The sequence below is a fragment of the Streptomyces ardesiacus genome (assembly GCF_003112575.1).
In the GTDB taxonomy this organism is placed as follows: domain Bacteria; phylum Actinomycetota; class Actinomycetes; order Streptomycetales; family Streptomycetaceae; genus Streptomyces; species Streptomyces ardesiacus.
In genome coordinates, this window is sequence record NZ_BEWC01000001.1 from 371,669 (window position 1) to 386,000 (window position 14,332).

General features: G+C 73.2%; 10 protein-coding genes. All 10 read left to right on the forward strand.

Annotation, left to right across the window (positions count from 1 at the left end; all coding sequences use genetic code 11):
• Nucleotides 1-28: 28 nt before the first annotated feature.
• The 10 genes from Sdi02f_RS01540 (at nucleotide 29) to Sdi02f_RS01585 (ending at nucleotide 14,237) form a co-directional block, all read left to right on the forward strand.
• On the forward strand, nucleotides 29-1,330 hold the full coding sequence (locus Sdi02f_RS01540; protein ID WP_030401010.1) for a Gfo/Idh/MocA family protein: 1,302 nt from the start codon (nucleotides 29-31) through the stop codon (nucleotides 1,328-1,330).
• Between the two features lie 16 nt (nucleotides 1,331-1,346).
• Nucleotides 1,347-2,345 carry a sugar phosphate isomerase/epimerase family protein gene (locus Sdi02f_RS01545; RefSeq protein WP_030401011.1) on the forward strand — a complete coding sequence of 333 codons (999 nt, stop codon included), beginning with the start codon at nucleotides 1,347-1,349 and terminating at the stop codon, nucleotides 2,343-2,345.
• Between the two features lie 273 nt (nucleotides 2,346-2,618).
• On the forward strand, nucleotides 2,619-6,335 hold the full coding sequence (locus Sdi02f_RS01550; protein ID WP_031083061.1) for a ThuA domain-containing protein: 3,717 nt from the start codon (nucleotides 2,619-2,621) through the stop codon (nucleotides 6,333-6,335).
• A 171-nt stretch (nucleotides 6,336-6,506) separates the two neighbouring features.
• Nucleotides 6,507-7,736: an inositol-3-phosphate synthase gene (locus Sdi02f_RS01555; protein WP_108932547.1), complete on the forward strand. Its 1,230-nt coding sequence runs from the start codon at nucleotides 6,507-6,509 to the stop codon at nucleotides 7,734-7,736.
• Nucleotides 7,733-8,833, forward strand: a complete 1,101-nt coding sequence (locus tag Sdi02f_RS01560; protein ID WP_030401014.1) for an SCO3242 family prenyltransferase — start codon at nucleotides 7,733-7,735, stop codon at nucleotides 8,831-8,833. The genes Sdi02f_RS01555 and Sdi02f_RS01560 overlap by 4 nt, the downstream gene beginning before the upstream one ends.
• Before the next feature lie 320 nt (nucleotides 8,834-9,153).
• Nucleotides 9,154-10,059, forward strand: coding sequence for a sugar phosphate isomerase/epimerase family protein (locus tag Sdi02f_RS01565; protein WP_053639753.1), 906 nt, complete (start codon nucleotides 9,154-9,156; stop codon nucleotides 10,057-10,059).
• Between the two features lie 13 nt (nucleotides 10,060-10,072).
• The gene (locus Sdi02f_RS01570; RefSeq protein WP_108932548.1) at nucleotides 10,073-10,816 is read left to right on the forward strand and encodes an EboA domain-containing protein; all 744 of its coding nucleotides are present in this window, start codon (nucleotides 10,073-10,075) and stop codon (nucleotides 10,814-10,816) included.
• Nucleotides 10,816-11,664, forward strand: coding sequence for a TatD family hydrolase (locus Sdi02f_RS01575; protein ID WP_031083051.1), 849 nt, complete (start codon nucleotides 10,816-10,818; stop codon nucleotides 11,662-11,664). The genes Sdi02f_RS01570 and Sdi02f_RS01575 overlap by 1 nt, the downstream gene beginning before the upstream one ends.
• Before the next feature lie 3 nt (nucleotides 11,665-11,667).
• Nucleotides 11,668-12,843, forward strand: coding sequence for a metabolite traffic protein EboE (gene eboE / locus Sdi02f_RS01580; protein WP_108932549.1), 1,176 nt, complete (start codon nucleotides 11,668-11,670; stop codon nucleotides 12,841-12,843).
• Entirely contained in the window at nucleotides 12,840-14,237 is a 1,398-nt protein-coding gene (locus Sdi02f_RS01585) for an alkaline phosphatase family protein (protein ID WP_031083047.1), read from the forward strand. Before eboE ends, Sdi02f_RS01585 begins: the two co-directional genes overlap by 4 nt.
• The last annotated feature ends 95 nt before the right edge of the window (nucleotides 14,238-14,332 follow it).

Below are 14,332 nucleotides of genomic sequence, written 5' to 3' on the forward strand. Positions count from 1 at the left end.
GCGCCACCACGACGAGGAGGACATCCGCATGGGACAGCCGCAGCAGCCCGAGGGGGCCGGCGCCGAGGAGGCAGCCGCCGGATCCGACAGCGGGACCGGCACCGGGACCGCCGCCGGGACCGGGGCCGCGACGGGGGCGTCCGCGACCAGACCACCCCTGCGCGTCGGGATGGTCGGCTACGCCTTCATGGGTGCCGCCCACTCCCAGGGCTGGCGCACCGCGGGCCGCGTCTTCGACCTGCCGCTGAACCCCGTCCTGGCCGCGATCTGCGGGCGGGACGCCGACGCCGTCCGTCTCGCGGCCGACCGGTACGGCTGGGCGAGCACCGAAACCGACTGGCGGACCCTGGTCGAACGGGACGACATCGACCTCGTCGACATCTGCACCCCCGGCGACAGCCACGCCGAGATCGCGCTGGCCGCGCTCGCCGCAGGCAAACACGTCCTGTGCGAGAAGCCGCTGGCCAACACCGTCGAGGAGGCGCAGGCGATGACCCGCGCCGCCGAGCAGGCCGGGGCGCGCGGACAGCTCGCGATGGTCGGGTTCAACTACCGCCGCGTCCCGGCCACCGCGCTGGCCCGGCGGATGGTCGCCGAAGGCCGCGTGGGCAGGCTGCGGCACCTGCGGGTGACCTACCTCCAGGACTGGCTGGTGGACCCGAAGGCTCCGCTCACCTGGCGGCTGCGCAAGGAACTGGCCGGATCGGGTGCGCTCGGCGACCTCGGCGCCCACATCGTCGACCTCGCGCAGTACCTGTCGGGGGAGCGGATCGCGGGCGTCTCCGCGCTCACCGAGACCTTCGTACGGGAACGCCCGCTGCCCGACGGCGCCCCCCGGGGCCTGTCGGCCGGCTCGAAGGACGGCGTGACCGGGCAGGTGACGGTGGACGACGCCGCCGTGTTCACCGGGCGCCTCACCTCCGGCGCACTGGTCTCCTTCGAGGCCACCCGGTACGCCACCGGCCGCAAGAACGCCCTGCGCATCGAACTCAACGGGGAGCGCGGCTCGCTCGCCTTCGACCTGGAACGGCTCAACGAGCTGGAGTACCACGACGGCACCGAGCCGGGGGAGCACGCGGGCTTCCGCCGCATCCTCGTCACGGAACCCGAGCACCCCTACCTGGACGCCTGGTGGCCGCCGGGCCACGGACTCGGCTACGAGCACACCTTCGTGCACCAGGCGCGCGACCTCGTCCACGCGGTCGCCGAGGGGCACGGCCCCGAACCCTCCTTCGCCGACGGGCTGCAGGTGCAGCGCGTGCTCGCGGCCGTGGAGGAGAGCGCCGAGAAGAACAGCGTCTACACCCCGATCGCCCCCATCGCACTCTGAGGAGGCCGGCAGCGACATGCCACGCAACTTCACGCTCTTCACCGGACAGTGGGCGGACCTGCCGCTGGAGGAGGTCTGCCGCCTCGCCCGCGACTTCGGCTACGACGGGCTGGAACTCGCCTGCTGGGGCGACCACTTCGAGGTCGACAAGGCCCTGGCCGACCCCTCCTACGTGGACTCCCGCCACCAGCTGCTCGACAAGTACGGCCTGAAGTGCTGGGCCGTCTCCAACCACCTGGTCGGTCAGGCCGTCTGCGACGCCATCATCGACGAGCGGCACGAGGCCATCCTGCCGGCCCGCATCTGGGGCGACGGCGACGCGGAGGGCGTGCGCCGGCGCGCCGCCGCCGAGATGAAGGACACCGCACGGGCCGCCGCCCGTCTCGGCGTCGACACCGTCATCGGCTTCACCGGGTCGGCGATCTGGCACCTGGTCGCCATGTTCCCGCCCGCCCCCGAGTCCATGATCGAGCGCGGCTACCAGGACTTCGCGGACCGCTGGAACCCGATCCTCGACGTCTTCGACGCCGAGGGCGTCCGGTTCGCGCACGAGGTGCACCCCAGCGAGATCGCCTACGACTACTGGACCACCCAGCGCGCCCTGGAGGCGGTCGGGCACCGCGAGGCCTTCGGCCTCAACTTCGACCCCTCGCACTTCGTGTGGCAGGACCTCGACCCCGTCGGCTTCCTGTGGGACTTCCGCGACCGCATCTACCACGTCGACTGCAAGGAGGCCCGCAAGCGCCTCGACGGCCGCAACGGACGGCTCGGCTCCCACCTGCCGTGGGGCGACCCGCGGCGCGGCTGGGACTTCGTGTCGGCCGGGCACGGCGACGTCCCGTGGGAGGACGTGTTCCGCATGCTGCGCTCCATCGGCTACCAGGGACCCGTCTCCGTCGAGTGGGAGGACGCCGGCATGGACCGGCTGCAGGGCGCCCCGGAGGCGCTCACCCGGCTGAAGTCCTTCGACTTCGAGCCGCCCAGCGCGTCCTTCGACGCGGCCTTCAACAGCTGACCGCAGCCCCGACCGCAGGTCAGGACCGGGGACCGGCACACCCGCCGGTGCCCGGTCAGGGCTGCCCGAATCCTGCTTTGTCCTGAGTTGGGAAAAAGTTAAACCAGCCACGGTCCAAGGGGTGTTCGCCCCGGAAGAACGCGGTTACGGTCCCTGCAGGTCCCTGAAGTGTTCAGGACACTCACCTCTCCGGGGTGACGGCGCACCCCGGCGCCCGCATCGCACGTCCTCGCACCCATCCCAGTACGGCCCACCCGTTCCCGGAGGGACTTCGTGCACAGAACCAGACTCAAAGGCACCAGGACCACAAGGCGCCCCAGGCTCCGCACCGGCCTCGCCCTCTTCACCGGCCTGCTGCTGGCCGTCGGCACCCCCGCGACCGTCGCCGGCGCCCACCCCGGCCACCCCGAGCACGACGAGACGGCAGCCGTCGCCGAGGGGCAGTTCCAGCAGGTGCCGCTCGCCAAGGGCGAGCCCGAGATGGGCGAGCCGATGTCGCTCGCCGTACTCCCCGACCGCAGCGTCCTGCACACCGCCCGCGACGGCACACTGCGCCTGACCGACCAGGGCGGCGTCACCAAGGTCGCCGGCAAGATCCCCGTCTACAACCACGACGAGGAGGGCCTGCAGGGCGTCGGCATCGACCCGGACTTCGAGAACAACCGGGCGATCTACCTCTACTACGCCCCGCCGCTCGACACCCCCGCCGGCGACGCCCCGGAGAACGGCACCGCCGAGGACTTCAAGAAGTTCGACGGCGTCAACCGCCTCTCCCGCTTCGTCCTGAACGCCAACGGCACGCTGGACATGGCCAGCGAGAAGAAGGTCCTGGACGTCGCGGCCTCCCGCGGCACCTGCTGCCACGTCGGCGGCGACATCGCGTTCGACGCCGAGGGCAACCTCTACCTCTCCACCGGCGACGACACCAACCCGTTCGCCTCGGACGGCTACACGCCGATCGACGAGCGCCCGGACCGCAACCCGGCCTTCGACGCCCGCCGCAGCGCCGGCAACACCAACGACCTGCGGGGCAAGATCCTGCGCATCAAGGTCGCCGAGGACGGCTCGTACACCGTCCCGGAGGGCAACCTCTTCGAGCCGGGCACCGAGAAGACCCGCCCCGAGATCTACGCGATGGGCTTCCGCAACCCCTTCCGGATCAGCGTCGACAAGAAGACCGGCACGGTCTATGTCGGCGACTACGGCCCCGACGCGGGCGCCGCCGACCCGAAGCGCGGCCCGGCCGGGCAGGTCGAGTTCGCCAAGGTCACCAAGGCGGCCAACTTCGGCTGGCCCTTCTGCACCGGCGACAACGACCCCTACGTCGACTACGACTTCGCCACCGGCACCTCCGGCGAGACCTTCGACTGCGCCGCCCCGAAGAACACCTCGCCGCACAACACCGGCCTCACCGACCTGCCGCCCGCGCAGGCCGCGTGGATCCCGTACGACGACGGCTCCGTGCCCGAGTTCGGCAGCGGCTCCGAGTCCCCGATGGGCGGCCCGGTCTACCGCTACGACCCCGACCTCGACTCCAAGGTGAAGTTCCCCGAGGAGTACGACGGGGACTTCTTCGCCGGTGAGTTCGGCCGCCGCTGGATCAAGCGGATCGAGCAGAACGAGGACGGCTCGGTCGCGAAGATCAACGACTTCCCGTGGACCGGCACCCAGATCATGGACATGGAGTTCGGCCCCGACGGCGCGCTCTACGTCCTCGACTACGGCCTGTCCTGGTTCCAGGGCGACAAGGACTCGGCGCTGTACCGCATCGAGAACGCCGCGGACGGCTTCTCCCCGATCGCCGAGGTGAGCGCCGACAGGACCTCGGGCGCGGCCGGCCTGAAGGTCGCGTTCACGGCCAGCGCCAAGGACGCCGACTCCCCGGACCTCACCTACGCCTGGGACTTCGGCGACGGCACCACGGGCGAGGGCCTCACGCCCACCCACAAGTACAAGAAGGTCGGCACCTACACCGCGACCTTCACCGCCAAGGACCCCGAGGGCAACACCGGCAACGCCAGCGTCCGCATCGTGGTCGGCAACACCGAGCCCACGGTGACCATCGAGACCCCCGGCAACGGCACCCTGCTCCCGATGGGGGAGCCCGTCCCCTTCAAGGTGAAGGTCACCGACCCCGAGGAGAGCATCGACTGCTCCAAGGTCAAGGTCGCCTACAGCCTCGGCCACGACTCCCACGCCCACGAGCTGACCAGCGAGATGGGCTGCGAGGGCACCCTCAACCCGCCGCCCGGTGACGGCGGGCACGACCCCAACGCCAACATCTACGGCGTCGTCGGCGCCAGCTACACCGACGGCGGGGCCAACGGCCAGGAGGCCCTGACCGGCACCGCCCGCACCGTGATCCAGCCCCCGCACCGCCAGGCGGAGCACTTCACCACCCAGCAGGGTGTGTCGCCGATCGACAAGACCGGCGCCAACGGCGGCAAGACCGTCGGCGACATCAACGACGGCGACTGGATCTCCTTCAGCCCCTACAAGTTCGACGGGCAGCAGAAGCTGACCGTCCGGGCCTCCTCCGGCGGCGCCGGCGGCTTCGTCGAGGTGCGCACCGGCTCGCCCACCGGCAAGCTGCACGGCTCCGCGTACATCCCGCCGACCGGCGGCTGGGAGACCTTCCAGAACGTCGACGTGCCGCTGCGGTCCCTGCCGAAGAAGACCACGGACATCTACCTGGTCTTCAAGGGCGGCGAGGGCGCGCTGTTCGACATCGACGACTTCGAGTTCTCCAAGGAGCCCTTCAAGAACGGGAAGAAGGTCCTGGTCTTCTCCAAGACCGCCGGCTTCCGCCACGACTCCATCCCCGAGGGCATCGCCGCCCTGAAGGAGCTGGGCACCCCGGCGGGCATCACGGTCACCGCGACCGAGGAGGCCGGGCAGTTCACCACGGCCAACCTCGCCAAGTACGACGCGGTCGCCTTCCTGTCCACCACCGGTGACGTCCTCAACGCCGACCAGCAGAAGGCGTTCGAGAACTACGTCAAGAACGGCGGCGGCTACCTGGGCATCCACGCCGCCGCCGACACCGAGTACGACTGGGAGTTCTACGGCGGCCTCGTCGGCGCCTACTTCGACTCGCACCCGGCCATCCAGAAGGCCACCGTCCGCGTCGAGGACCACGACCACCCCGCCACCGCGCACCTGGACGACGCCTGGGAGCGCACCGACGAGTGGTACAACTACCGCACCAACCCGCGTGAGCAGGCCAAGGTCCTCGCCACCCTGGACGAGACCACCTACCAGGGCGGGAACATGAAGGGCGACCACCCGATCGCCTGGTGCCAGACCTACGGCGGCGGCCGCTCCTTCTACACCGGCATGGGCCACACCAAGGAGTCCTACGCCGACGAGGCTTTCCGCAAGCACCTGCTCGGCGGCATGCAGTACGCCACCGGCCAGGCCAAGGCCGACTGCAAGCCCGGCAAGGGCTACCGGGACATCTTCAACGGCCAGACCCTGGACGGCTGGAAGCAGGCCGGCCCCGGCAAGTTCACCGTCAAGGACGGCGTTCTGGAGTCCGAGGGCGGCATGGGCCTGCTCTGGTACCAGGCCAAGGAGCTGAAGTCGTACTCCCTCAAGCTCGACTGGAAGATGCGGGGCGACGACAACTCCGGAGTCTTCGTGGGCTTCCCGGCCTCCGACGACCCCTGGTCCGCCGTGAACAAGGGCTACGAGATCCAGATCGACGCCACGGACGCCGTGGACCGCACCACGGGTGCGATCTACACCTTCAAGGCGGCGAACATCAAGGCCCGTGACCAGGTACTGCGGCCGCCCGGGCAGTGGAACTCCTACGAGATCAAGGTCCAGGGCGAACGCCTCCAGGTGTTCCTCAACGGAGTCAAGATCAACGACTTCACCAACAAGGACCCCGAGCGGAGCCTGACGGACGGCTACATCGGCCTGCAGAACCACGGCGCCGACGACCATGTCTCCTTCCGCAACATCCAGCTCAAGGAACTGCCCTCCTAGGGCGACCCGCCCCCGAGGGGTGACCTCTCCCAGGGGCGCCCCGCCCCCCGGGGGCAACCGGAACGGCGGCGGGCGGAGGACGCCGGACCTCCGCCCGCCGTCACCCCGACCACCACCCCCGGCCGTACCACCGCTCGTGTGTGCCCGACGCGCTCGACAAGGAGGCTGCCCATGTCCGCGTCCCCCTCTGCTCCCTCCCACGGCTCCCGCACCGGTGTCTGGCTGATCGGAGCCCGCGGCTCCGTCGCCACCACGGTGGTGGCGGGCTGCGCCGCCGTGACCGCGGGACTGCACCCCGCGACCGGCATGGTCACCGAGACCCCCGACTTCGCCGGCGCCGGACTCCCCGCGCTCCCGTCCCTCGTCTTCGGCGGCCACGACACCGTGGACTGCCCCCTGCCCAAGCGGGCGGAGGCGCTGGCCGACGGGGGCGTGCTGCCGCACGGACTGCCCTCGGCCGTGGGCGCCGAACTGGCCGCGGCCGACCGGGAGATCCGTCCCGGCGGCCCGCTGCCGGGCGACACCCGCGACGAGCGGGAACTGATCGCCGCGTTCGCCGCGGACATCACCGACTTCACCCGGCGCACGGGAGCGGAGCGGACGGTGGTCGTGAACGTCGCCTCCACCGAGCCCGCGCCCGCCGAGGGAGTCCTGCCCGCCAGCTCCCTCTACGCGGCCGCCGCCCTGCGCGCCGGCTGCCCGTACGTCAACTTCACCCCGTCCACCGGCCTGCACCACCCCGCGCTGGCCGCACCGGCCGAGGCGAGCGGCCTGCCGTACGCGGGCCGGGACGGCAAGACCGGGCAGACCCTGCTGCGCTCGGTGCTGGGCCCGATGTTCGCGCAGCGGGCGCTGGCGGTGCGCGCCTGGTCGGGCACGAACCTGCTCGGCGGCGGCGACGGCGCGGCGCTGGCCGACCCGGCGGCGGCCGCGGCGAAGAACGCCGGCAAGGAACGCGTCCTCGCCGACACCCTCGGGGCTCCCGTCGAGGGCGAGGTCCACATCGACGACGTCCCCGCGCTCGGCGACTGGAAGACGGCCTGGGACCACATCGCCTTCGACGGCTTCCTCGGCGCGCGGATGTTCCTCCAGACCACCTGGCAGGGCTGCGACTCGTCGCTGGCCGCGCCGCTCGTCCTCGACCTGGCCCGCCTGGCCGCCCGGGCCCACGAGCGGGGCCTGTCCGGTCCCCTGGGCGAACTGGGCTTCTTCTTCAAGGACCCGGTGGGGGAAGGGCCCTCCTCGCTGGCCGAGCAGTACGCCGAGCTGAAACGGTTCGCCGGGCGACTGCGGGGTGAGGAGGCCGGGTCCGCGGGGTCCGCGGGGTCCGCGGGGTCGGCCGGGGCCTCTGCCGCCGCCGGGTCCGACGGCGGCGCCCTCGAAGGCGGGGCCGGACGATGAGCCGCGCCGTCGCCGCGGCGAGGCTCACGGCCGTGCCGACGGGAGGGCCGGGCGCGTCGGCGGGGTCGTCGCGGATGCCGGCCGGTGCTCCGGGGTCGCCGGGGGCCGCCTCCGGGACCCCCGGACCGCCGCCCCCGGCCGCCGAAGGCACCCCCGGGGCCGCCCGCCTCGCCGCCTGGGCCGAACTCCTCCGCCTGCCCGCCCTGTTCACCGTCCCCGGCGACGCCCTGGCGGGCGCGGCGGCGGCCGGCGCCCGGCCCGGGCCCCGCACCCTGCTCGCCATCGGCTCCTCCCTGTGCCTCTACGAGGCCGGCATGGCCCTCAACGACTGGGCCGACCGGGCGGAGGACGCCGTGGAGCGCCCGCACCGCCCCCTCCCGTCCGGCCGCGTCCGTCCCGCCGCCGCCCTCGTGGCCGCCGGTGCCCTCACCGGCGCCGGGCTGGCGCTCGCGGCCGGCGCGGGACGGCCCGCCCTCGGCGTCGCCGCGCCCCTGGCGGCCACCGTCTGGTCCTACGACCTCGCCCTGAAGCACACGCCGGCCGGTCCGGCGGCCATGGCGGCGGCTCGCGGACTCGACCTCCTCCTGGGCGCGGCCGCCACCGCCGGGGGCGCCCGGGCCGCGCTGCCCTCGGCCGCGCTGCTCGGCGGCCACACCCTCGCGGTCACGGCCGTCTCCCGGCGGGAGACCACCGGCGGCTCGGCCCTGGCCCCGCTGGCCGCGCTCGCCACGACGGGGGCACTGACCGGCCTGGTCACCTCCCGCCGCACCCGACTCCCGGCAGGCCGGCGGGCAGCAGCCGCCCCCGGCCTGCCGGGCTCCAGCCCGGCGTCCCCGGTCACCCGCGCCCTCACCGCCGCTCTGGGCGCGGCCTACGCCGCCACGGCAGCCCGCCCCTACTTCCACGCCGTGCTCAACCCCTCACCCCCGCTGACCCAACGCGCCGTCGGCGGTGGCATCCGGGCCACGATCCCCCTCCAGGCCGCGCTCGCCGCCCGCTCGGGCGCGGGAGCCGCGTCCCTCACGATCGCGGCCCTCGCCCCGGCCGGCCGGTGGTTCGCGAAGAGGGCGGCGATGAGGAAGGTGAGCATCACATGAGCCGGGAGCCGAACCAGGGGCCGGGCCGGAGTCCGGAGCGGGACCAGGACCAGGAGCCGCAATTCGGACCGGCCTGGGGGCCCGAGCACGGACCGGCGGGTCAGCCGCACCACGGACCGGTACAGGGGCCGTACCCCGGACCGGTTCAGGGGTCGCACCCCGGGCCGTTTCAGGGGTCGTCGCACTACGGACCGGGCCAGGGGCCGGACCACGGACCGGTTCAAGGGCCCTACCCCGGACCGGAACGGGGGCGGATCCAGGGACCGGACCGGCCCGTGGACGGCGGTGCCGTGCCCCCGCTCCACGGACCGGACCGGCCCGTGGACGATGGCGCTGCGCCCCCGCTCCGCTTCGGGTACGGCACCAACGGCCTCACCGACCTCCGTCTCGACGACGCACTCGCCCTCCTCGCCGACCTGGGGTACGACGGCGTCGGCCTGACGCTCGACCACATGCATCTCGACCCGCTCGCCGACGGCCTCGCCGCCCGCACCCGCCGGGTCGCCGCGCGGCTGGACGCCCTCGGTCTGGGCGTCACCGTGGAGACGGGCGCCCGCTACGTGCTCGACCCGCGTCGCAAGCACGGTCCCTCCCTGCTCGACCCGGACCCGGAGGACCGCGCCCGCCGCACCGACCTCCTCGTCCGCGCCGTCGGCGTCGCCGCCGACCTCGGGGCCCACGCCGTGCACTGCTTCAGCGGCGTCACCCCGTCGGGCACCGACGAGGACACCGCGTGGAAGCGGCTGGCCGAGTCCCTCACCCCGGTCCTGGACGCCGCCGCCACCGCGGGCGTCCCCCTCGCCGTGGAGCCCGAACCCGGGCACCTCCTGTCCACCCTCGCCGACTTCCACATCCTGCGCCGCACCCTCGGCGACCCCGAACCCCTCGGTCTCACCCTGGACATCGGCCACTGCCAGTGCCTCGAACCGCTCCCTCCCGCCGACTGCGTGCGCGCCGCCGCCCCCTGGCTGCGCCACGTGCAGATCGAGGACATGCGCCGCGGCGTCCACGAACACCTCCCCTTCGGTGACGGCGAGATCGACTTCCCGCCCGTCCTCGAGGCCCTCGCCGCCACCGGCTACCAGGGCCTGACCGTCGTCGAACTGCCCCGCCACTCCCACGCGGGCCCCCACCACGCCGAACGCTCCCTCCCGTTCCTGCGGCGCGCCGCACCCGCGCCGCCGCCCCGCACCAGCCGCTCGGGCGAGCCCTCCGCCACCCACTGAAGGGAGCCACCCCATGACGCAGCCACACGCCGCCCACGTCACCCCCGACACCCAGGACGCGGACGGCACCACCGCCGGACCCGCCGGACAGGACCAGGGCACCACCCCCGCCCACGTCCCGCCCGCCGCGCTGCGCGCAGCCCTGGCCGCCCGGCTCGGCGGAGCCGCCCGCGCCTGGCTGGACCAGGCCCTGGACGAGGCCGCCGCCCACCCCGGCACCCACGGCCCCATCTCGGTGTGGGAACTGCGCCTCGCCGAGGCCGGCCGCCGGTGCGGGCCCGCCCACGCCGACGCCGCCCGCGTCCTCGTGCTGCACGCCGCCCGCGCCGACACGGACGCCCTGACCCGGGTCTACTCCCAGGGCACCGCCGACGAACGCCGCGCCGTCCTGCACGCCCTGCCGCACCTGGTGCCGGGACCGGACGCCCTGCCGCTCGTCGAGGACGCCCTGCGCACCAACGACACCCGCCTCGTCGCCGCCGCCCTCGGCCCCTACGCCGCCCGTCACCTCGACCCGCACCAGTGGCGGCACGCCGTACTGAAGTGCCTGTTCACCGGTGTCCCCGTCGACAGCGTGGCGGACCTCGCCCGCCGGGCCCGGGGCGACGACGAACTCGCCCGGATGCTCGCCGACTACGCCGCCGAACGCACCGCCGCGGACCGCACCGTCCCCGAAGACCTGCACCGCGTCCTGGCCCTGACCGAGCCCGGGCGCCCCGCGCCCGGCACGGCCGACCCCCACGGCAAGGAGTCCTGATGCGCATCTTCGACCCCCACATCCACATGACCTCCCGGACCACCGACGACTACGAGGCCATGCACGCCGCCGGTGTCCGCGCCGTCGTCGAACCCTCCTTCTGGCTGGGCCAGCCCCGCACCTCGGCCGCTTCCTTCCTCGACTACTTCGACGCCCTGCTGGGCTGGGAACCCTTCCGCGCCGCCCAGTACGGCATCGCCCACCACTGCACGATCGCCCTCAACCCCAAGGAGGCCAACGACCCGCGCTGCCTGCCCGTCCTCGACGAACTGCCCCGCTATCTCGTCAAGGACAGGGTGGTGGCGGTCGGTGAGATCGGCTACGACGCGATGACGCCCGCCGAGGACACCGCGCTGGCCACCCAGCTCCAGCTCGCCGCCGACCACGGGCTGCCCGCCCTCGTGCACACCCCGCACCGCGACAAGCTCGCCGGCCTGCGCCGCACCCTCGACGTGGTCCGCGAGTCCGCCCTGCCCACGGACCGGGTGCTGGTCGACCACCTCAACGAGACCACCGTCAAGGAGGCCAAGGACAGCGGCGCCTGGCTCGGCTTCTCCGTCTATCCGGACACCAAGATGGACGAGGTCCGGATGGTCGCCCTGCTGCGTGAGTACGGCCCGGACCGGGTCCTGGTCAACTCGGCGGCGGACTGGGGCAGGAGCGACCCGCTCAAGACCCGCAAGGTCGGCGACCTGATGCTCGCCGAGGGCTTCACCGAGGACGACGTGGACCGGGTGCTGTGGCGCAACCCCGTCGCCTTCTACGGACTCAGCGGACGCCTCGAGCTGGACGTGGCCTCGGGCGAGGCCACCCACGAGGGCAACTCCATCCTGCGCGGCGGGGAGTGATCCATGCGCTTTCGGCACCCCGACGGCTCCACCATCCACCTCGCCTACTGCACCAACGTCCACCCCGCCGAGACCCTCGACGGCGTCCTCGCCCAGCTCCGCGACCACTGCGAGCCGGTCCGCCGCCGCCTCGGCCGCGACCGGCTCGGCATCGGGCTGTGGCTCGCCCGCGACGCGGCCCACGCCCTGGTCACCGACCCGGCGGCACTGCGCGGCCTGCGCACCGAACTCGACCGGCGCGGCCTGGAGGTCGTCACCCTCAACGGCTTCCCCTACGAGGGATTCGGCGCCGAGGAGGTCAAGTACCGCGTCTACAAGCCGGACTGGGCCGACCTCGAACGCCTGGAGCACACCACCTCCCTCGCCCGGCTGCTCGCCGGACTGCTGCCCGACGACGTCACCGACGGCACCATCTCCACCCTGCCGCTCGCCTGGCGCACCGCCTACGACGAGACCCGCGCCGACAAGGCCCGCGCCGCCCTGGTCACCCTCGCCGAACGTCTCGACGCCCTCCACGAACTGACCGGCCGCTCCATCCGCATCGGCCTGGAACCGGAACCCGGCTGCGTCGTCGAGACCACCCACGACGCCATCGCACCGCTGACCGCGATCGCCCACGAACGCATCGGCGTCTGCGTCGACACCTGCCACCTCGCCACCTCCTTCGAAGATCCGCACACCGCCCTGGACGCCCTCACGGCCGCCCGCATCCCCGTCGTCAAGTCCCAGCTCTCCGCCGCGCTGCACGCCGAACACCCCGCCGACCCCGCGGTCCGCGAAGCCCTCGGCGCCTTCGCCGAGCCGCGCTTCCTGCACCAGACCCGCACCACCACCCCCTCCGGCGGCCGGCAGGGCACCGACGACCTCGACGAGGCCCTCGCGGACGGCGGCCCGCTGCCCGCCACCGCGCCCTGGCGCGCCCACTTCCACGTCCCGCTGCACGCGGCCCCCGCCGCGCCCCTCACCTCCACCCTTCCCGTACTCAAGGCCGCCCTGGCCCGGCTCGTCGGCGGTCCGCACCCCGTCACCCGTCATCTGGAGGTCGAGACCTACACCTGGCAGGCCCTCCCGCCCGAGCTGCGGCCCCGCGCCCGCGCCCAGCTCACCGACGGCATCGCCGCCGAGCTGACCCTCGCCCGCGACCTGTTGACGGACCTCGGCCTGAAGGAACTGCCATGACCTCCACCACCCCCTCCGGCGGACCCACCCCCCTCCTCGTCCTGGACGTCGTCGGCCTCACCCCCCGTCTCCTCGACCACATGCCCCACCTCAAGCAGCTCGGCCAGTCCGGGTCCCGCGCCCCGCTCGGCACCGTCCTGCCCGCCGTCACCTGCGCCGCCCAGTCCACCTTCCTCACCGGCACCATGCCCTCCGAGCACGGCATCGTCGGCAACGGCTGGTACTTCCGCGAACTCGGCGACGTCCTGCTGTGGCGCCAGCACAACGGACTCGTCTCCGGCGACAAGCTCTGGGACGCCGCCCGCCGCGCCCACCCCGGCTACACCGTCGCCAACATCTGCTGGTGGTACGCCATGGGCGCCGACACCGACTACACCGTCACCCCCCGTCCCGTGTACTACGCCGACGGCCGCAAGGAACCCGACTGCTACACCCGCCCCCCGGCCCTGCACGACGAACTCACCGGCAAGCTCGGCACCTTCCCCCTCTTCCACTTCTGGGGCCCCGGCGCGGACCTGGTCTCCAGCCAGTGGATCATCGACGCCACCCGTCACATCATGGCCACCCGGCACCCCGACCTGACTCTTTGCTACCTCCCGCATCTCGACTACGACCTGCAGCGCTTCGGCCCCGACGACCCGCGCTCCCTGAAGGCCGCCGCCGACCTGGACCGGGCGCTGGCCCCGCTCCTCGACGACGCCCGCGCCGAGGGCCGCACCGTCGTCGCGCTGTCCGAGTACGGCATCACCCCGGTCAGCCGGCCCGTGGACATCAACCGGGCCCTGCGCCGCGCCGGACTCCTCGAGGTGCACACGCAGGACGGCATGGAGTACCTCGACCCGATGGCCTCCCGCGCCTTCGCGGTCGCCGACCACCAGATCGCCCACGTGTACGTCCGCCGCCCCGAGGACCTCGACGCGACCCGCGCCGCCCTGGACGGACTTCCTGGCATCGCCGAACTCCTCGACGACGAGGGCAAGAAGGCCCAGCACCTGGACCACCCGCGCGCCGGCGAACTCGTCGCCGTGGCGGAGCCGGACGCCTGGTTCACGTACTACTACTGGCTCGACGACGACCGCGCGCCCGACTTCGCGCAGCTCGTCGAGATCCACCGCAAACCCGGCTACGACCCGGTCGAGCTGTTCATGGACCCCCACGACCCCTACGTCAAGGTCAAGGCGGCCGGCGCCCTGGCCCGCAAGAAGCTCGGCATGCGCTACCGCATGGCGGTCGTGCCCCTGGACGCCTCACCTATTCGAGGCAGCCACGGCCGCCTCCCCGCGAGCGACGACGACGGTCCGCTCCTCATCTGCTCCACCCCCCGCGCTGTCGGAGACCGCGTCGCGGCCACCGACGTGAAACAACTCCTGCTCCGGCTCGCCGGACTCGGCTGACGCTCCGCCCGGAACGCCCGCCACATCCGACTACTGAGAGTGAAACACACGGCACTGACAACGGCCCGTCCGATCCGCATCGGAGCAGGCCACGA